Source organism: Acinetobacter variabilis (assembly GCF_000369625.1).
Lineage (GTDB): Bacteria > Pseudomonadota > Gammaproteobacteria > Pseudomonadales > Moraxellaceae > Acinetobacter > Acinetobacter variabilis.
Genome location: NZ_KB850111.1, coordinates 106872 through 128027 on the forward strand (window position 1 = coordinate 106872; position 21156 = coordinate 128027).

Sequence of the window (21156 nt, forward strand, 5' to 3'; positions counted from 1 at the left end):
TATCCACAATTGAAAGTATTGTTATCTTTTTAATCTATATCTTTGCTTCGGACTTTTCGGCTTATCAGGAATGGTGCGTTTAATCAGACCAGCTTCTATTGCAGGATTTAAGTAATTCCTTTGGAATGTTGCTCGATGAGTTAATCCAACCAATTGCATCAATTCAGCTAAAGTATAATCTTCTTGCTTCATTGCCGAAAGTAAACGCTGAACTTGGTCGCTCACTTGTACGTTAACTTGAGCGGTAACATGATCGCTATCTTGAGCGGTATCAGTTGAACTAAGAATGGCATCTAAAATCATGTGTAAGATGAATTCTATAAACGGGGCTGAATCAGTACGATCTGTACTTGCTTGCAACGCTTCGTAATAAGCTTTTTGATTTTGGTAAATCAAGCTTTCAACTGGAATATTGGCAAAGATTGGATTCCATCTACTTAAAATCAATGTCTGCCACAACCTCCCCATTCGACCATTACCATCTGCGAATGGATGAATAAACTCAAACTCATAATGGAATACTGAACTTTGAATCAGTGGATGTATATCGCTGTCATTCAACCAATTAAGTAAATCAGCCATCAAACGGTTAATCTGATTCGCAGGTGGAGCCATATGCACTACTCGATCACCTGACATTACACCGACACCACCATGACGATACTGACCGACTTCATCAATTAAGCCTGTCATTAAAATTTGGTGCGCTTGTAATAGGTCTTTTTCTTGGCTTGGTTGCCACTGCTGAAATGCTTCATAGGCTTTAATGGCATTACGTACTTCCTGAACTTCTTTCGGAGGTGCAATCACAGTCTTACCATTTAGAATCGCCGTGATTTGTTCTGTACTTAACGTATTCCCCTCTATTGCAAGAGAACCTTGAATAGTACGGATACGATTGGCTTTTCTGAGTTTTAAGCTGTCCTGAATTTCCTCTAAAACAGTCAAACGCCCTATATTTTCACTGATCTGAGCAATCAGATGAATGATTTTTGAGGTGATGGTATAAGGCGGTTGGTATTTCATAATAGACCTACTTTGGTAAATTTATTTTTGAATGAAGTTCACAGCTTTCACCCCAAGCAATTAAGCGTCCTTCAAACTCAGGAACTAAAAATTCAATAAATTGATTTAAATCATGTTTATAAATTTTAAACTCTTCTGGCTGTTGAACATATTTTTTATAACGCTCTTTCCATTTACCCGAACTATCTCTCTCGTTTAATAAATCGGGTTTGCCTGTTACTTTTAAAGTAAGCATCAAATGCTTAATGTAAGCTGGATGATGTTCCATCAAGTTATGAGCTACACTCACCATATCATTAATATTGTTACCTACAACGTAACCAAATTTTGCACTTAAAATTGAGTTGACCACTGTTTTATAGGGTGCATGTAAAATGTATTTAGGTGTACTAATACCCATTAGCTCAAGCTCTTTACGGATGGAAAACCACTGAAAGTTGAATTGACTATCGGTAAGGTAATGAGTTTTTATCCATAGTTTAGTAAACTCGACCAATAATTCAGATTTAGTTTTTGATGGAACTTTTGTATCAAGATCAACCTGTTCTAGTGATTCGATATATTTCTGAACTTTTAGTTTATCTTTTTGATTCTTACTCTCTTGTAAATAACTATGACGTAAGCCTAATTTTTGCTTTAGCTTTTGATATTCAGCTTCATAATCAAAAAAGTATATTTGCTTTGTAGCTTCGTTCTGGACTAAGTTTTGGAATTCGACGAACTCAGTATTCCACTGATTAATGATTTGATTATTCTTTATTTCAGGCTTTAAATAATGACACTCTAAAGTAAAAACTTTTGTTTTAATTGATTGAGCGACTGTAGAATCATTCACTACAAAGGCATTTGCATTATTGTTGTAGTAAATATCTTGCATTGACTGCTTCTTCGCTTTTTCTGTTGGTTCAAAATGATTAAAAATCCACAGTAAGCAAGCATTGTTATCTTGATAAAAAATCTTACGATCAATAATCACATTCAAAAAAGTTGTAGAAAGTTGTCCTTCAAAAACAACTAATTGCTTTTTATATAATGAAGATACATCTGGTCTACGCCATTGCTTTAGATCAATACTTTTACGAACTTGCTCAATATGAATATCACTAAAAGCTTCATCTACTTGAAGGCTTTTATATATGTTCTCTTTCAGCAATTTATGTTGTTGAGTTTCTTTCGCAATTTGATACTTTAGAGCAGTTTTTTCTTGCTCTGATAACTGTTTGATATGCTTTACAGGACATTGGAAGTTTGGATTATTTTCCAACTCAGGAATATGTTTAAAAAAAAATGTTGCCGAGGAATTGATCTCCATGTGATCTATACGTCTGGCAAGGGTCACTGGGGATTGGCACCAAGCGCAAGTAAAATGAGGCTTGTTTTTATCCCGTTTATATCGCTCCCTTATTTGACTACGCCATTGAGTCAGCTCCATTTCAGACTGTTGAAAGAATACATTCACATCAATCCACATATTTTGATCTTTATCAACAATATGAACCAACTTCATGTATCCCCTCAACTTGCTTATCAAGCCAACATTAATATTGCCTTTAATCTAACCTTTACTAGCCTTTTTACCAATAACATTTTTAATAATTTCAACGACTTTTTCACTTTCAAATTGAGTTTTAAAAACAACGTCTACATCATCTCTGACATTTTGAAATAAAAGTTCTGCATGTTTAATTTTACGCTGCTCTTCTTCGGATAAGGTGTAGTTTGCCTTATCTTTCGTTTCAATCAACAAATTCAAAGTTTTCTTTCCACTTTCATACGGCTTTGTTGCATAAAGATTTTAAAGATAGAGCTTTCCTAAGTTGTTTAAATTTAAGTGACAACTTGGGTGTGAGGTCGGCCGAGCTCCGTAAACTTATTTAAGATGGCCACACGTGCATGAATCTCGTTGACTTGGCTATCAAAATTCCGAGCACTGAGCTTATCGCCTAATAATTTGATGCAGTGCATCTTGGTTTCTACCAGACTTCGCTGATGGTAGCCCGACCATTTTTTCCATAGTGTCCTGCCTAAACGTTTAACAGTGCGAAGTAATTCATTTCGCTCTAGCGAATGAACTTTTGTATCTTTCCAAGGCTTCGCATTTTTTCTGGGTGGAATAATCGCATGGGCATTTCGATCTGTGATCAACTGGCGACACCGCTTTGTGTCATAAGCACCATCGGTATAAACGGAGTCAATATGCTCATCTTGAGGAATCTGATCGAGTAAATCACCAAGTACTTGTGAATCACTGACATTATTTGTCGTAAGCTGAACGGCACGTATTTGCAGTGTTTCAGCATCTATACCAATATGCAGTTTACGCCATTGCCGACGGTATTCAGGCTGATGCTTCTTACGCTTCCATTCGCCTTCACCTAAAAATTTTAAACCCGTAGAGTCGACGAGTAGATGTAACCCATCACGACTTTTCTGGTAGTTAATTTGAATATCAATATACTTTTGTCTTCTACAAAGCGTCGTGAAGTCTGGTGCTGTCCAATCTAATCCGCAAAGTTTAATTAAGCTTTGAACAAAACCAGTAACCATGCGTAAAGTGAGTCTAAATAGAGATTTGATCATCAAACAGCATTGAATCGCTATGTCGGAGTAGGTTTGACTTCGACCTTGTTTGCCTTGAGGTTCTGCATACCATTGTGTTTTTGGATCGAACCAAATGGCAATATTCCCACGATTAATGAGAGCTCGGTTATATGCGGGCCAATTGGTTGTGCGGTAGATTTTGTGTGTAGGCTTCTTCATTTGGAAATTATATTGCCGAAGGAGTCCTTAAGAACAGCTTTGTGCAACAAAGCCATTCACTGAGCATTTTTTGCTTAAGCACAAGTTCAGACTGAAGCCACTCAATATCGTAAACCTCAAAAGCTTTGACCAGATCATCAAGCACAAAATGAACAGCTTGATTTAGATTCTTCCATTTACCATGACGTGCCACTTGTTCCCTTAAAATACGATATATAATTTCACGTCTTGGGTATAACTGCTTGTCGTAACGAGCTTTGACTGCAATGATTGCCTTTGCACTTTTGGCAAGTGTACTGTTCTGAATAAACTCCACCCCACCAAGCATTTGCACATAAGCAATTAAAATATCTGAATAATGCCTTTGGAAAATTTTGGCAGGCAAGTTATTCACCTCAGGTCTTAATGTATTTATCTGCATTAAAAGCTGTGCAATCTGGAATGGCTTGAAAGGGATTGAAACCACATCCCCCATCATTTCTAAATGAAAAGCTGACTGCTCACTCAATGGAAAATCATTCTGCTGCATTCTTTTTATGATTTTTTCTTTTTGATCAATATATGATTGATTCTCCGTTTCTATTAATTCATTATCCAATTCACACTGATAGTAGTAACAAAAGTTTAACCATATATCCTGCTCAAACTGCTCTAACCTTGATAATTTTTTATCAATCATAATTTATTAAAATACAGATAATTGCATAGCATAATACTACTATATTTCCAGATATGCGTACTGCTCTATTTTAAACATTTTCTAAATTTTATAGTTACCCCATCAATGAACTGATCTAATAGTTTTAACATTATAGGTTGATTTCCAGCCAATATTTAAGGTTAAAAAATTAGTTCTTTTTTCTAATTGCGATAATCACAAAAGGATCAAAGATATGGGCTACTTAACATCTAAAGAAATTCGCCACAAACTCAAAAATTGCTCTGCATCGACTTTATGGCGTTACCAACAACCTAATCAAAAAATGTTCGAGCAACCAATGCCTCAACCTATTAAGAAATGCGCTGGCTCTACTAGCCTTTGGGATGAAGAAACGTTTAACGAATGGCTAATCAAATATTTCAATAACAACCAAATGAGTAATCTGTCTATCTAGACAGATTACTTAATTTTTTCCACCATTTTTTATAAGCCTTCGACATCTCTTTTTGATAATCATAATAGTCATATGTCCCCTGTTCCCCAGGCATCACATGACCAACCATCAGTTCCGCAACATCCCTACTTGTAAACGCACTGAAATTTGTCCTTGCTGTACGCCGCAAATCATGCATAGACCAATGATCCATTTCAATTTTATAATTCTTCCTTGCAAATTGCATGAAGTTATAAGGGGTATCTGTTGGCCCACTACGCCCCATTGGCTCTTTGCCATTTTCATGTGGGAAAATGTATTCAGAATTACTCAAATCCATTGCAGACTGAAGCCACGGTTTGATCTCATCAATAATAGGTCGAACAATGTCACCTTTACTTTCTCCTGTCTTATGATTTTCATACGGTACTGTCCATGTATTTTTACTAAAATCAAAATCTGATTTCCGTGCAAGCCTCAACTCACTATATCGATTACCATAAAACAAACATAACTTGAGAAATAAAACATTCCTTAATGATGTTCTAGACTCATCACAAATTTTAAAAATTAAAGACAACTCATCATCTTGTAATACTCGAACAGTTTTATTTTTCTTAATATTTAAGTCACGCTTTCCAGTGATATGTCTTATGGGATTTCGCTCAATTAATTTTCGATTAATCCCCCAATCCAAACACTGCTTTGTATTCGTAAGAATGCGATCAGTTATCGATGGCGACTGTTTAAATTGCTCTTCTAGTAAATCTAACCACATATGTAATGTAATTTGCTCAGCAGGTATGCTACCTAACTTTGGGAAAACATAAAGTTCAAATGATCTCAAATATTGATCTGCATTTTTTTTGTTTGGAATACTATATTTCGTATGCCACTCACGAAATAACGCTTCAAAAGTTATAGCCTCTGTGATCTTGTGAAGTTCTACTTTTTTATGAATACGTGGGTCATGTCCCTTTTCTAAAATTGCTTTCATTTTCTGCAATTCAATACGAGCTTCTTTAAGGCTCATATTTGGATAGGTTCCCAAGTCTAAACGAGCTTGCTTATCGTTATATCGAAAACGCATCTGGAAAGTGAGCTTTCCTTTTTGAGAAACACGAACGCTCAATCCATCTTGATCAGGCTCCGTATGTATTGCTGAACGTTCACGATCTAGATTCTTCTTAAGCCACGTATCTGTTAAAGGCATTTTACTCCACCTGTGTACATATTTTTTTCAAATAGAAAATTCTAGAAAATATGTACACACATATGTACACAAACATACTGACTAGACTTGAAATCTATTGAACGGGGTTGAAAGACATATCAGACAAAGAATAACAATATTTTTATATTTTTACAGTACTTACAATGGTTTTATTATTATATTTGAAATAGGTTAAATGGGCTTGAAATGGTGTCAAATATTTGGGTGGGAAATAATGGCGAATGTACGTCGCTGAGCGACCTGCGCCGCTAACTCATCTTTAAAACTCATGGAAAATACCTACTGCAGAACCGCAGTGCTCAAGATCAAATACGATCAATATGAAAAAATTGACGATATTGTAGCAGATTTCTAGAGCCAATAAGCAGCCCTATAAACTGGAGAAATCGTAGTTTCCCATTCTCTTTTCCGGTTGAACTGATATTTTTTTGACTCGTTTATTTAGCAGATTGAATTCACTACTCAATCTAAAAATTATAAATCGATAACCACATAAATTTTATAATTTACAATTGATTAGTTTAATAAAAAAAAATTCTAAATAGTGATTTAATGAATTTAAGAAACAAAGGTCCTAGCTTCAAGTTGCTCAACATCCATCGGTTTACCCAGCAGATAGCCCTGCATCTGCTGACAGCCCAAACGGGTCAAAATTTCCGCTTGCTGCACAGTTTCAATTCCTTCAGCCTTTACTTTCAGGCCGAGTTTAATGGCCAGCTGAATAATACTTTCCAGAATCATTTCTTCCTTGGAACCTGCACTCAGACCCTGAATAAATTCCTTGTCAACTTTTAACTCATCGACAGGCAGGTTTTTTAAATACAGAAAGCTGGAATGCCCAGTACCAAAATCATCAATCGCTAGCTGGATGCCCATTTGACGCAACTGCTGCAAAGTCCGGATACTCGAATCAATATGATGCATGGCAGTCGATTCAGTAATCTCAATCATCAAATGTTGAGGATCAATTTTATATTGATTCAGAAGTTGCTCCAGCGTACTGATCAGATGCTTATGCTCAAACTGAATTGCAGATAAATTGACTCCGATCGGGAAAAAATCAGCATGATCAGCTTCCCAAAGCTGAATCTGTTTACAGGCCTGCTCCAAAGCCCAGTAGCCCATCGGAATAATCAGACCGGTTTTTTCTGCTCCGGGAATAAACATGTTCGGACCCAACAAACCATGCAATGGGTGCTTCCAGCGGATTAGCGCTTCTACACCACAGATCTGCTCATCATGGGTAAATTTTGGCTGATAAACCAAGATAAATTGCTGCTCTTCTACTGCTTTATACAGATCATTGATCAGTTTGCTCTGGCTTTTGCTTTCATGCTGATCGGTCGAGAAATTAAAAACAGAATAGGTATTCCGTCCCTGATACTTGGAAGTCAACATGGCGGCATCTGCATTGATCAGCAGATCCTGCAGATTCTGACCATGCTTCGGATACATGGTGATCCCGATACTGCCCGAGATATTAATGGTCTTGCCACTGATCTGGAAACTTTCCTGAATCAGTTCCAGAATCTTTTCTGATATTTTCGAGGCCTGTTCTACTGAAGTATTTTCTAGCACCAGCAGAAATTCATCACCACCGATGCACAGCAGTTTGGAATCATCTCCCAGAATTTGATGAATACGATAAGCCAGCTGAATCAGTAGCTGGTCTCCAACGTGATGGCCAAATACATCATTCACGGCTTTAAAGCGATCTAGGTCAATGTATAGAAAAGCGATTTCATGCTGGGCATCTTGCTGCCGGTCAGAAAATAGCAATTGTGCATATTTGACCAGATATAATCGGTTTGGCAGTTTGGTGAGATTATCCTGAATCGCCTGATTCGCCAGCTCTTTATTGGCCAGCATCAGCTGACGGTTACGTGATTCAAAGCGTAACTCCAGCATGGCTACACCAAATGCAGTCACCAGTACCAGACAACTAATCAGTATGACTGAAAATAACAAGTCATAATGGGAATGACTGATCTGGCTCAATGGATGGGCATCTTCATAAAAACTGAGTGCCGCCATACCCGTATAATGCATCCCGACAATGGTCAACGTAAGCATACTCGCGACCACGAGCTTCATCCGGATCGTACTTTGTACTGCCTGTCGATATTTGAATGCCACCCAGAAGCTGAGTCCCGCTCCACTCGTTGCAATCAGGATCGAACAGATCATTAATAAAGGGTGATAGGTAGTCACATGATTTTTAACATTCAGGCCCAGCATCCCCACATAGTACATTCCTGACATGCCTAGCCCCATCAGAACAGCACCTAGAATCAGACGGGCACAAGGCAAGGTTTTACGGGTGGTGAGCCAGATGGCAAAGGTTGCTCCTACAAACCCAATCATATAAGAACTTAAGGTGAGTGCAGTATCGATATCATAAGCATCAGGAAAATGAGCTGCCGTCATGCCGACATAATGCATTCCCCAGATCGCCAGTCCCAGCAAGCCACCGCTAAACAGTAAAATAAGGGTTTTCAACCTTAGCGACACATTACGAAATAGAATCTGCTCAAGCGTAAGCGTCAAATAGCAGGCAATAAATGCCACAGCCATCGATCCAATAAGCAGACTGACATCATGATGAGCATGAATCATATAAAATGTTCCATCTGGGCGATCATTTTTATTTTATTGCGCAGCTGTATTCGCACGATTCCCCGCTAAATTTACGCCCTATAAAAAATAAAATACTCTTTTCAGAGTTCATCCCGGCTGCTTCAAACTTGAAGCTATATACAAAATTTATTGCAATATTTTTATCTCTTCAGTAGCTGGAGTGGAGTTTAAAATTGCCCTGAATCGATAAAATAAAAAATTCAGCTTATATATTAGAAGTCTTTGAGATTTTATCAATTGATTAACTTTAATATTCCAGCTTTTTTATTCGACATAAATCACAAATTTTTCTTTTTTATTTAGTTACATAGCACTTTATATTTAATTGATATTGCATTTTATTTGCACAAAAAAACAGCCTATCGAGATAGGCTGTTTTTAGAAATCATATTATTTTATGTGAAAGTTACTGTTTAGACTGTGCTTGAGCATAGTCAGCCAAGACATGCGCGGCTTCCAGTACAAAAGCTTCTTCTTCCGGTAATGCTGGACGCTCTTTGGCTTTCATTTTTGCTCGAGCTTCAACCATGGCATCCAGAGAAGCCTGATAACTTTCCCAGTTCGGATAAGGTTTCAGGCCGGTTGCAGCACGGCGGGCATTTTCAGCTTCTAAAGCTTTACGCTCGATATCCAGCAACTCAGCTTTACGCTGTTCCAGATCCAGAACTACACGTTTTTGGTCTTCGACTTTTTTCATGGCCGCTGTACGCTGTTCCAGATACTTGAATTGAGGGTTCTGAGCGACACGCTGTTGAGATAACTTGGCCAGTTCCGGTACATATTTCTGTACCACACCTTCACGTTTAAATGGTGCAGTTGGAATCGTATCCCACTCTAGGGCATTTTTAGCCTTACGTTCACCAAATTCTTCGTTATAGATATCGACCAGTTTGATATCCGGAATCACGCCCTTATTTTGGGTACTACCACCGGTCACACGGTAGAATTTACGCTGAGTCAGCGTTGCTTGACCATGCGCCAAGCTATCCAGCTGAACCTGTGCAGTTCCTTTACCTGTTGTGGTACTACCAATCACGATGCCGCGTTCATAATCCTGAATTGCTGCTGAATAAATTTCACTTGCAGATGCAGAAGCCAGGTTCACCATTACTGCCAATGGGCCAGCATAGGTTTGTGCGCCGCCATCATCATCTTCAAAGACGCTGACATTACCGTTACCATCACGAATCTGAACTACAGGACCCGATTTGATGACCTGTCCCAGCATGCGTGCCACTTCTTCAAGTGAACCACCCGGGTTATTGCGTAAGTCCACAATAATACCGGCAACATTCTTCGCAGCCAGTTCTTTCAAAGCTTTATTGGTATCTTCTGATACTGAACGATAGTCGGTACCCGCACGACGGGCACGATAGTTCAGATAGAAAGATGGAATTTCAATCACACCGTACTGATATTTTTTACCATCACGCTGGATTTCAACGGTACGGGTTCTAACCCCGGCATCTTCTTCCTGAATCACATCACGTACAAGACTGACATTACGCGCCTGTCCCATGGTCGCACCCGGGCCTAATAACTTCAGCGTTACTTTGGTGCCGCGCTTACCACGAATCAGGCCAACAATTTCATTGCTCGGCCAGCCGATTACATCGACCATCTGTTCGCCGTCTTGAGCAACGCCAACAATACGGTCACCTGATTTTACCTGTCCTGATTTGCTGGCAGGCCCACCTTCTACAATGGTTTCAATCTTGGTGTAATCTTCATTACCACGTTCCGGACGAATCGACACCCCAATCCCTTCCAGCTGCAATGTAGTCTGACGGTTCAGCTCCATCGCATCTACAGGCGGGAAATAATTACTGTGCGGATCATAAGTCAGCATCATCGCGTTGAGGGTTTTGTCCAGTACATCATCGCTCTTGATCCGGCTAAGACGTTCTAACTGACGGGTATAACGCTTAGTCAGAGTTTGAGCAGGTGTTAAATCTTCCGGCCCAGTCAGATCCTGGCCATTTGCCAGTTCTGGATTGGCTTTGAGTGCATTCTGCTTAGCTTGCTCTTCTTCCTTACTGATCGTCAGGTTAATCAGCTGAGAAAGCAGCATTTTTGACCAGTGAGCACGTTGTTCAGCCTGAGTTTTAAAGAATGGCGCTTTTTCGCGATCCGTTTCGATATATACATTCTTCTGATTCAGGTTTTGCGGTTTTTTCAGTTCTTCCAGCATAAAGGTATAGAACTGGGCTAAACGCTCACGATACTGTGCATGAATTTCATAAGGGCCAGACAAATTACCAGCTTTCAGATTGGCACCGAAAGTAGCGCCATAGCGTTTTTTATAATCTTCTATTTCAGATGCCAGAAAAAGACTGTGATCTGCATCCAGACTGTCAATATAAAAATCAAAGATACGCTGTGAAGTCTGAGCATCCAGACGCATATTCAAATAATGTTGGCGATCAACGAGAGTTGCCAGTTGTCGGGATACCAATGCCTGTTCTTGAGAAGGTTGAAGCACTGCTTTGCTGACTACTTCTTTACCATCAGCTGCAATTGCATCATTCACCACATGGGTAAAAAATAATCCGCCTGTCGCAATCGCAACTGCACAAGCTATTGTTTGAAATTTCATAAATAATTCGTACTTCCTTGGCCTCAAGACCAATTTGACCGTGTTGCTTTTCGAGCAGAACTTAAAGTATTCAGCATCTTAAACAACTTAATATGTTTATGTCGTGTAGTTTTATCATATTCTGTGCTGACAAAGTGTAGCAAATCATTGCAGAATTCAGGTATTGTTTTCCCCGAAAATTCTAAAATGGATTCCGCATATGATTGGCGCATTGATGCTCGACATCGCAGGCACTACCCTTACTCAAGAAGATATTGAACTCTTGGGTGCACCACAAGTCGGTGGTGTGATTTTATTCGGTCGCAATATTGAATCTCCTGCCCAAGTCCGTGCCTTGACTGATCATATGCGCCAGGTTCGTCCAGATATTCTGATTGCAGTGGATCAGGAAGGTGGCCGTGTACAGCGCCTGAAACAGGGCTTTACCCTGCTGCCTGCTACGGGTAAATTTGGTGAGCTTTACCAGACTGATCGTGAAAAAGCACTGGAACTGGCCGAGAAATGTGGCTGGTTAATGGCCACCGAAGTACTGGCTGTCGGAATTGACTTTAGTTTTGCGCCTGTGCTGGATCTGAATTATATTAGTGATGTGATTGGCGACCGTAGCTTTGCTAAAAATATTCAGGATATTATTCCACTGGCTGGTGCTTTCCTGAAAGGTATGAAACGTGCTGGTATGGCTTCGACTGGCAAACATTTCCCGGGACATGGTTCGGTTAAGGCCGATTCGCATGTGGCCGCTGCCATTGATATGCGCAGCTATGAAGAAATCCAGCAAAAGGATATGCAGACTTTTATCCAGTTACAATCACAACTCGATGCGCTTATGCCTGCCCATGTTATCTATAGTCAGGTTGATCCAAATCCAGCCGGTTTCTCAGAATTCTGGATTCAGAAAGTGTTACGTCAAGAACTTGGCTTCGACGGCGTACTGTTCTCGGATGATTTAAGCATGCAGGCTGCCTGTGTGGCTGGCGGTGCTGATGCCCGGATTCAGGCGGCATTAAAAGCAGGTTGTGATATGGGATTGGTCTGTAATGATCGCGCAGCACAGTGTATTGCACTTGAGGGCATTCAGGATCTGCTATTGCCCAATCAGCACCGCCTGGAACGCATGCGCGGAAAAATTCCAGAGATTCGGATCGGCACTGAACTGGATCTTGGAGATGAATGGCGCCAGATCCGTGATGAAATCAGCCAGTTTAAAGATCAGGTTCTGTAATTTTTTAATGATCTGAATACGACAAAGGAACACGACAAGGTGTTCCTTTTTTATTATCATGTTGAAAAGACTGCTATATTAATGAGCAGCATTGAATTAAAACAACAATAAGGTCAGGACGACATGACAGAATCTCTTTCACAACATCGCCATATTTCTTTTACTGCACACTATACTGGCTATATCTGGTACAAAATGGGGATTTCACATCCGGTATTTGCTACCTCTAAAGGTAAATTCCTTGCCAAACTGGTTCATCCACTGGAGTCATGGGCTGAACGTCATGTAGGCGGCAGTATGCGCACCACCCTGAAACAGCGTCATCAAATGATTGACGAACACCTAGGTCAGTTAATTAGTGAATATCCTCAATTACAGGTACTGGAAATTGCCAGTGGCTTATCCCCACGCAGCTGGAATTTTAGACAGAAATTTCCCGGGATTAATTATCGGGAGCTGGATCTGCCCGATATGGCTAGGATCAAAACCAATGCTTTGCAGCAGATTGATCAGGATGCCCCGGAAGTATTGAGTGCCGATATTTTTAGTGCAGAACTGGCGAATATTTTTAAAGTCTTTGACCCGCAGCAACCTCTCGTTATTATTAGTGAAGGCCTGATCAATTACTTTGATCAAAAAATGCTGTTTACTTTACTCAAAGGCATTACCGAATATGGTCAAGACTTTAGTGAAGTGCATTATCTCAGTGATATTTATCCTGAACCGGTCAAAAATAAACTGGCGAGCTTTATCTGGGCCTGCAGCCGTCTGCTGAAATTCATGTCACGCAGTGCGTTTACCTTTCATTTTAAATCACCTCAAGAACTACAGCAGTTTTTTCAGCAAGCTGGGTTTATGCAGGTGGAGGTCGAACAACCAAAACGTTATTTTGCAGAGCCTCGACAGCAGAATCCTCATTATGAACAGGATGAACATCTAGGCGATTTGGTCTGGATGATTCATGCAGTGAAAAAAAACAGCGTTTAATTACGCTGTTTTTTTATGAATTCTATTGTTTAGATGACTGCATCGAATACTTCAGCCTGTTGAAGGGCTTTCTCTTTCTGGACAAAGCGTAGTAAACGCTCTGCCACATCAAAACTGCCATGCTTGAACAAAGCACGTAACTGAGTATCATCATGTTCGAAGATCAAACATTCGATCTTGAATTCGCCTTCTTCATCTTCCAGATACAAAGCCAGATCACGTGGATATGCGGCTGCCAGATCGGTTAATCCAGGTTCCAATTCCAGCAATACCCCAAAGAAATTCATATCAATAATTTCTGCCTTGAGTACCAGATCAGAATGACGATGACTTAAATAACGCTGTGGATCCTGAACCGTAATCCGCTCTTCACCGCGCCGTTCGATCTGCTGCATCTGTTCACGGGTGAACGGGATAATACCTTCGAGCTGATCAACCGGTTCATCACGCAAGAAAGTTGCAAACAAATGCATGGTTTCTTTACGGCGCTGTAACTGAGGCACATGATCTGCAGAAGCAATCTGCACATACTGCATGTTTGGACATTGCAGGGCAAAATTGGCATTCTCATGTGGCAAGGTAAAGCTGTCATATTGCCCACAAGCCACCAAAACTTTGCATTGAGGAATCGGTACATTGGTCAGTCTTAAAAGACGGTTACAGTTGATATCATAGCGGTCCTGCTCAGTGGCAGTAAACTCGGACATCTGCTTAAAGAACAACCGTTTTGCTGTTGGCGACATACGGGTTTCTTTTAAACGTGCATGATTGACCAGATACAGAATCACCGCTTGGCCGAATTCATCCATGCGCTGTTCTTTCATTAAATGCAGAGATTCTTCCAGCAGCATGCGCCAGCTTTTACGGGTCTTTTGCATCACACCCATTAAAATCATACGGTCTACCAGTTCAGGGCGCTGATCCGCCAGACAGGAAGCCACCACTGAACCCAGAGACATTCCCAGAATAGCCACCTTAGGCAATTGCATCTGATCCAGCCATTGGCCTAGCATCGCGGCCAGATCTTCGAGTTCAAGTGTTCCTGCAGATAAGCCGGTATCAACGTTAGTAATTTGCTGGTTGGCCCCCATGGAAGGTAAATCAATTAAAATAATAGGTCCCGCATCAAATAACTGTTCTACACAATATTTGTAAGAATTAAAGTTCTGAAAAGCTCCCCCAATAATCACCATTGGGCGCATATGCAAAGTATCAGAACGCGCAATGGCCATATACTCGATTTTCCAGCCATCGATCCATGTCGTACGTGCTGGTTGCTTGAAACTGTGCTTATCATAAAGATCAAAAAAACCATAATGGCTATGTTGGTCCAATGCCTGGGCATCCATCTGGATAATGGAATTCATATTCCTTTCCTCCGTCCTTGCCTTATTTTTATTGTGCAAGTCATTATTTACAGATCTTATGCTTCAGGATTATTCCGATTATCCTGAACACGCATCCTGCGCTGTAGTAATTATATCAATGACATCTATGTCGCTACATTTCATTCTATACAGAGCGGCTTTTCACAAGCAACTGATTCGACAACCACTTATCTGCTTTTAAAGATAAAACAATTTCAAAATGTTTAGAAACAGTGAAAAGCTTATGATTTTTAAGTGATGGGCTTCATTGTCCGGCATCAGACTGTTAATATCAAAGTGAAATTTCTAAGTGATTGAACCGCTATGCAAGAGTCTATTGAACAATACATGCAAACGGTAGGACAGCAGGCACGCCAGGCTTCTCGCATTTTGGCTCGTGCGTCTACCCAAACTAAAAACAGCGCATTGTCAGCAATTTATACCGCTTTAGAAAACAGTCAGGCCGCTATTCTGGCTGCCAACCAGATTGATATGAATAAAGCTCACCAGAACAATCTGGACAGTGCCCTGCTTGATCGCTTAGAACTCAACCCCGCACGCTTTAAAGGTATGTTACAGGGCCTGAAAGATGTGATCAGCCTGAAAGATCCAATTGGTGAAATTACCGATATGGCTTACCGTCCTACAGGCATTCAGCTTGGCAAGATGCGTGTGCCTTTAGGCGTAGTGGGCATGATTTATGAATCACGTCCCAATGTAACTCTGGAAGCTGCTTCACTGGCATTGAAATCCGGAAATGCGATTATTCTGCGTGGCGGTTCAGAAGCTTTGGAATCTAACCAGGCCATTGCAACTGCCATCCAGCATGGCTTGAAAGTAGCAGGTTTGCCTGAAGCGTCAGTTCAGGTGATTAACACAACTGACCGTGCTGCGGTTGGCCAGCTGATTACCCTGACTGAATTTGTCGATGTGATTGTACCGCGTGGTGGCAAAGGCTTAATTGAGCGCATTACTGAAGAGGCACGTGTGCCTGTGATTAAACATCTGGACGGGAATTGTCATGTTTATGTTGAAGCACAGGCTGATCTGCTCAAAGCACTGCCCATTGCTTTAAATGCCAAAACCCATCGTTATGGCGTATGTAATGCCATGGAAACTTTGCTGGTTGATGAGAAAGTTGCAGAAGACTTCTTGCCTCGAATTGCTGAGCTGTATCAGGAAAAACAGGTAGAGCTTCGTGGTTGTCGTGAAACCCAGCGTATCTTGGGCAATCAGGTAGTCGCAGCAACAGAGGAAGACTGGTACACCGAATATCTAGGTCCGATTCTGGCAGTTAAAATCGTATCAGGTGTTGAGGAAGCTATTGAACATATCAATAAATATGGCTCGCATCATACCGATTCAATTATTACGGAAAATTACAGCATCGCTCGCGAATTTTTAGCTGGTGTAGATTCGAGTTCAGTCATGATCAATGCTTCTACCCGTTTTGCTGATGGTTTTGAATATGGTTTGGGTGCGGAAATCGGCATTTCGACAGATAAAATTCATGCCCGTGGCCCGGTTGGCTTAGAAGGCCTGACTTCCCAGAAATGGGTAGTCTTCGGTGATGGTCAGATTCGTCAGTAAATAGATAATAAAATCGGCCTTGTTCGCAAGGCTGATTTTTATGCATTGAGTTGATAAAAGACATGTTCAAGTAAATATGCAACCTTTATAAAATTGCATATAATTTCTTCATATCCATACCTAAAAGATAGAATAAATAAACATTATTTTTAAGAAATATAAGCTACAGTTTGATAGATCATTTTTTAACAGTATTTTATTTATAAATGAAAACTATGAACTGATAAATTTTAATTATTATTGTCGCTATGGTCGATAATGCTTAAGTCTAATCGGCTAAAGTCTATCTAGGACAGTAAAAAAACCCATGTTAAAACATGATCACAGACCTATCTTGTGTCGCTTTTGCCAGCAGACAGGTCAACGAAATGGATGAGAATTTTAATTAGAATCGGGTAAACAATCGTGTCTAAATCAGTATTAGTTATTAATTGTGGCTCTTCTTCAATCAAGTTTGCCCTATTGCTTGAAGAACAGAATTTCCGTATTCACGGCTTAGCTGAGAACTTAGGCACAGAAAATGCCCGTATTAAAGGTGTGACTGTCGGTAATGAACCCGTCGATATTCATATTCCTTTTGCAGATCATAAGAAAGCGCTAGAAGTAGGTTTAGAGCGTCTAGCGAATTACAAGCCGGATGCCATTGGTCACCGTGTGGTACATGGCGGCAGCCTGACCAAGGCAGAACTGATTACTGACGAGATTATTGAAAAAATTCGCGAAGCAACTCCACTTGCGCCTTTACACAATCCGGCTCACCTGATCGGAATCGAAGCGACTAAACGTTTATTCCCAGATTTGCCACAAGTCGCAGTATTCGACACAGCTTTCCATCAAACCATGCCGGCACATGCTTACCGTTATGCCCTGCCTAAATTCCTTTATACCGAATATGGCGTACGTCGTTATGGTTTCCATGGTACCAGCCATGCTTATGTATCAGATCGCGGTTCTGAACTTGCGGGCAGCTTCAAACAAGGTGGCTGGTTAACAGCGCATCTCGGTAATGGTAGTTCGACCTGTGCCGTATGGAATGGCCAAAGTGTAGATACATCAATGGGTCTGACGCCACTTGAAGGTGTGGTGATGGGTACCCGTAGTGGCGATGTCGATCCAAGTTTGCATAGCTTCCTGGCTGCAAACTTAGGCTGGGATGTATATAAAATTGACAAGATGCTCAACAAAGAAAGTGGCTTGCTTGGTTTATCTGACAATCTGTCTAATGACATGCGTACTTTGATTGAAGCCTCAGAACAAGGCAATGAAGATGCGACTCTTGCGATTGAAGTATTCTGCTACCGTCTGGCGAAATCTTTAGCTGCTTTAAGCTGTGGTCTGCCACGTATTGATGGTCTGTTTTTTACCGGTGGTATTGGTGAAAACTCGGCGTATATTCGTGAAAAAACCATGGTTTATTTACCACATTTCGGTTTCAACCTGGATAAAGACGCTAATAGCAGTTTGAAGCGCGGCACTGAAGGCCGGATCGATAACGGTACAGGCCCACAAATCTGGGTAGTTCCGACTGATGAAGAAGGCCGAATCGCAAAAGAAACTCATTATGTGGTAGAGCATGAAGTGGAGCAAGCTACTGCAAAAAAGTCTGAACCTGAAGCTGCGCTTGCATAAGCAAGCCCGGTTCCCTTTTACCTAATTTCTATTATTGCGCGACTGATATTACTTATGAAAACGATTTTATTGGTGCCGACCGGGGAAGACGTCGGCTTAACTTCAGCCTGTTTAGGTTTGGTATATGCTTTAGAATGCCAAGGGGTAAAAGCAGGTTTTGTGAAACCTTTTTCACAGGAAAAAAGCCAGGAAACAGATCGCACTACAGCACTCTATCGTCATTTATCCCAAAGTGAAACTGTTGAACCGATTGCTTATGAAAGCCTGATTCAACGCTTTAATCTGGGTGAAACAGATGAATTGCTTGAAGATGCAGTACGCCTGCATCGTGAGATTGCCAAAAATCACGACCTGATTATTGTTGAAGGTTTGGTACCAAATAGCCGCGATACCTTTGCGCCAAGCTTTAATGCAGCCTTGGCGCAGGCACTAGATGCCAAAGTCATCATTGTCAGCAATGCTGATATCAACCAGCCTGAAGTGGCAGCTGAAAAAATTGAAAGCCAATTACGTTATTTAGGTGGTTCCTCTTCTACCCGTATGGCTGGCGTATTGTTTATGCGCACCAAAGGCTTACCAGAAGATTCTGCACAGATCCCGGTGACTATTGATCCCGGTTTACGCCTGATCAGTGATACCAACAAATTTATAGCAGCTATTCAGAAAACCCATGCCCATATTGGTTCTGAAAAGCTTCCAGTCATTGGTCTGGTTCCATTCAGCAATACTTTAAGTGTGCCACGTATTTCTGACCTAGCAGCACATATTTCAGCAGACTGGGTCAATCTGGGTGAAGCAAAGCAGCGCCGTGTTTTACACAGCAGTTTAATTGCGTCCAATATTGAACATGAATTACATAAATTCGTGGCTGGCGAACTGATTATCAGTGCATCAGACCGGATTGATGTCTTGCTGGCAAGTAGCCTGGCGAGCAGCAATGGCATTCCATTGGCAGGTTTGGTGCTGACTGAACATTATGAGCCAAATTCGACTGTATTGGAGTTCTGCCAGACAGCGATTAAACATGGTCTGCCTATTCTGCATACGCCACTCAGCACTTTTGAAACTGCCCAAAGTCTAGCCAATTTAAGCAATGAAATTCCATGTGATGATACTGAACGTGCTGAACAGGTCACTCGTTTTGTGTCCAGTCATTTAAATGAAGAATGGATTGCACAGCTAATTAATGGTTCTTACAAGCCACGTCTGTCTCCTTCTGCATTCCGTCATGAGCTAGTACAAAAGTCGATTACTGCGAAAAAACGTATTGTGCTTCCGGAAGGTGATGAGCCACGTACCATTCAGGCGGCTGCGATCTGTCAATCTCGCGGGATTGCGCACTGCATCTTGCTGGCAAAACCGGAAGAAGTGGTTGAAGTTGCCAAAGCACGTAATATTGACTTACCGCACGATCTTGAAATTATTGATCCCGACCTGATTCGCGAGAATTATGTCGAAAAAATGGTTGAACTGCGTAAAGGCAAAATCAACGAATTGCAGGCACGTGAACAGCTACAGGATACTGTCGTACTCGGTACTATGATGCTGGCACTTGATCAGGTGGATGGTCTGGTTTCTGGTGCAGTACATACCACAGCAAATACCGTTCGTCCTGCTTTCCAGTTGATCAAGACAGCACCTGAATATTCATTAGTCTCTTCTGTATTCTTTATGCTGCTGCCAGATGAAGTCTATGTCTATGGTGACTGTGCGATTAATCCAGATCCGGATGCCGAACAACTGGCTGAAATTGCAATTCAGTCTGCTGACTCTGCAAAAGCCTTTGGCATTGATCCACGTATTGCTATGATTTCTTACTCTACCGGGACTTCAGGCACAGGTGCAGACGTAGAAAAAGTCGCGAAAGCGACTGAGATTGCTAAACAGCGTCGTCCTGATCTGTTGATTGATGGTCCACTGCAATACGATGCCGCTTCAGTTGAAAGTGTGGGCCGTCAGAAAGCACCTGACTCACAAGTGGCTGGTCGTGCCAATGTGTTTATCTTCCCTGACCTAAATACCGGTAACACCACTTATAAAGCAGTACAACGTGCGGCAAATGTCGTAAGTGTCGGTCCGATGCTACAGGGTTTGAACAAGCCGGTGAATGACCTGTCACGTGGTGCGCTGGTCGATGACATTGTGTTTACCATTGCTTTAACTGCGATTCAGGCAGATCAGCAAGCTAATTAATTTTCTTTAACACTCACAACCATCCGGTCAAAAGATCGGGTGGTTTTTTAGTGATCTATTTAACAAACTTTCTCAATAATCATTGAAGGAGCTATAATCTACAGATTGTCTAGCTCAAAAAATTATGCAAGTTCGTAATCTGCTCTATGAGTAAATAAAATTAAAATAAAAATATTGATGACACAAAAGAAATGCCAGCCGATCGGGCTGGCATTTACCACTTTAACAGATCAGATTTGCCTATTTTAAACTTACATCCAGTTTGAGTATTTAAGCCAAACCAGAATAAGTCAGGCAACGATCATACTTATACCGTGGTCCATTCTTTGAGCACATCTTCTGCTGTTTTATTCAAGATCACGCTGTCATCTTTCACTTCGCTTACCCAGCTAATCGGAATCAGATGATGCTCATTATTCTCGTCATCACTTCTTGTCAATTTAATCTTGTCCTGACCTTCTAAATGATCCACTTTACCAACTTGAGTACCATCTGAAGCAATTACTGAAGCATGTTCTTTGATGTCATTTGTATTAAAGTTACTCATTCCAATTGCCCTATTTATAGAAGTTGAGAGACCTCAGTTTAAGCCCTAAAAAATTGGCTGTGTGTAAGGGTTTTCAGGCTTTGGGTTTTTCTAGGTTAATAATGTAATGAAGAAAAATAACTGTGTCACAGGCATGTTGTGGCAAGACCAAGATGATTGAAATATTGTTTTTTTTATTAAGGTAATTTGAAGATTTGAAGATTTGAAGATTTGAAGATTTGAAGATTTGAAGATTTGAAGATTTGAAGATTTGAAGATTTGAAGATTTGAAGAT

15 protein-coding genes and 2 pseudogenes are annotated in these 21156 nt (G+C 40.8%); 6 read left to right on the top strand and 11 right to left on the bottom strand.

All coding sequences use genetic code 11. The annotated features are described in order from the left end of the window. Positions 1-21: 21 nt before the first annotated feature. The 5 genes and pseudogenes from F897_RS00525 to F897_RS00545 form a co-directional block, all read right to left on the bottom strand. On the bottom strand, positions 22-1026 hold the full coding sequence (locus F897_RS00525) for a Fic family protein (protein ID WP_005232180.1): 1005 nt from the start codon (positions 1024-1026) through the stop codon (positions 22-24). Positions 1027-1033: 7 nt separating this feature from the next. Further along, positions 1034-2533 carry a DUF6035 family protein gene (locus tag F897_RS00530; RefSeq protein ID WP_005232182.1) on the bottom strand — a complete coding sequence of 500 codons (1500 nt, stop codon included), beginning with the start codon at positions 2531-2533 and terminating at the stop codon, positions 1034-1036. A 48-nt stretch (positions 2534-2581) separates the two neighbouring features. Continuing rightward, positions 2582-2779 (bottom strand): hypothetical protein, encoded by a 198-nt coding sequence (locus F897_RS00535; RefSeq protein WP_005232184.1) that lies wholly within the window; start codon positions 2777-2779, stop codon positions 2582-2584. 74 nt (positions 2780-2853) lie between these two features. Further along, positions 2854-3786 (bottom strand): IS5 family transposase, encoded by a 933-nt coding sequence (locus tag F897_RS00540; protein WP_004811110.1) that lies wholly within the window; start codon positions 3784-3786, stop codon positions 2854-2856. Positions 3787-3841: 55 nt separating this feature from the next. Continuing rightward, a pseudogene (locus tag F897_RS00545) lies at positions 3842-4465 on the bottom strand (hypothetical protein); the annotation flags it as partial. 214 nt (positions 4466-4679) lie between these two features. Here F897_RS00545 and F897_RS00550 point away from each other — a divergent pair. Continuing rightward, complete coding sequence (locus F897_RS00550) at positions 4680-4901, top strand: hypothetical protein (RefSeq protein ID WP_005232189.1); 222 nt, start codon at positions 4680-4682, stop codon at positions 4899-4901. On the opposite strand, the gene F897_RS00555 is transcribed toward F897_RS00550, so the two are convergent. The 4 genes and pseudogenes from F897_RS00555 to F897_RS00565 all read right to left on the bottom strand — a co-directional run bounded on the left by F897_RS00555 (position 4894) and on the right by F897_RS00565 (position 11347). Continuing rightward, positions 4894-6093, bottom strand: a complete 1200-nt coding sequence (locus F897_RS00555) for a tyrosine-type recombinase/integrase (RefSeq protein ID WP_005232192.1) — start codon at positions 6091-6093, stop codon at positions 4894-4896. The two genes, F897_RS00550 and F897_RS00555, sit on opposite strands and share 8 nt — an antisense overlap. A gap of 219 nt (positions 6094-6312) precedes the next feature. After that, a pseudogene (locus tag F897_RS18170) lies at positions 6313-6384 on the bottom strand (hypothetical protein); the annotation flags it as partial. A 288-nt stretch (positions 6385-6672) separates the two neighbouring features. Beyond that, the gene (locus tag F897_RS00560; RefSeq protein ID WP_005232194.1) at positions 6673-8730 is read right to left on the bottom strand and encodes a bifunctional diguanylate cyclase/phosphodiesterase; all 2058 of its coding nucleotides are present in this window, start codon (positions 8728-8730) and stop codon (positions 6673-6675) included. Between the two features lie 427 nt (positions 8731-9157). Next, positions 9158-11347 carry a carboxy terminal-processing peptidase gene (locus F897_RS00565; RefSeq protein ID WP_005232197.1) on the bottom strand — a complete coding sequence of 730 codons (2190 nt, stop codon included), beginning with the start codon at positions 11345-11347 and terminating at the stop codon, positions 9158-9160. 199 nt (positions 11348-11546) lie between these two features. Between F897_RS00565 and nagZ the strand changes: the two genes are divergently transcribed. Continuing rightward, entirely contained in the window at positions 11547-12569 is a 1023-nt protein-coding gene (gene nagZ / locus F897_RS00570) for a beta-N-acetylhexosaminidase (RefSeq protein ID WP_005232199.1), read from the top strand. Positions 12570-12692: 123 nt separating this feature from the next. Then, on the top strand, positions 12693-13556 hold the full coding sequence (locus tag F897_RS00575; protein ID WP_005232201.1) for a class I SAM-dependent methyltransferase: 864 nt from the start codon (positions 12693-12695) through the stop codon (positions 13554-13556). Between the two features lie 29 nt (positions 13557-13585). Here the strand turns inward: F897_RS00575 and F897_RS00580 are convergent, their stop codons facing one another. After that, a complete protein-coding gene (locus F897_RS00580) occupies positions 13586-14923 on the bottom strand; it encodes an alpha/beta fold hydrolase (RefSeq protein WP_005232203.1) in 1338 nt (445 codons plus the stop codon). 324 nt (positions 14924-15247) lie between these two features. Here F897_RS00580 and F897_RS00585 point away from each other — a divergent pair, with 324 nt between their 5' ends. The 3 genes from F897_RS00585 (at position 15248) to pta (ending at position 20335) form a co-directional block, all read left to right on the top strand. Continuing rightward, positions 15248-16513, top strand: a complete 1266-nt coding sequence (locus F897_RS00585) for a glutamate-5-semialdehyde dehydrogenase (protein ID WP_005232205.1) — start codon at positions 15248-15250, stop codon at positions 16511-16513. Between the two features lie 405 nt (positions 16514-16918). Beyond that, positions 16919-18142: an acetate/propionate family kinase gene (locus F897_RS00590; RefSeq protein ID WP_005232206.1), complete on the top strand. Its 1224-nt coding sequence runs from the start codon at positions 16919-16921 to the stop codon at positions 18140-18142. A 54-nt stretch (positions 18143-18196) separates the two neighbouring features. Further along, positions 18197-20335 (top strand): phosphate acetyltransferase, encoded by a 2139-nt coding sequence (pta, locus tag F897_RS00595; protein ID WP_005232208.1) that lies wholly within the window; start codon positions 18197-18199, stop codon positions 20333-20335. A gap of 307 nt (positions 20336-20642) precedes the next feature. Here pta and F897_RS00600 read toward each other — a convergent pair whose 3' ends face one another. Next, positions 20643-20882, bottom strand: a complete 240-nt coding sequence (locus tag F897_RS00600) for a DUF2171 domain-containing protein (RefSeq protein ID WP_005232210.1) — start codon at positions 20880-20882, stop codon at positions 20643-20645. Between the last annotated feature and the right edge of the window lie 274 nt (positions 20883-21156).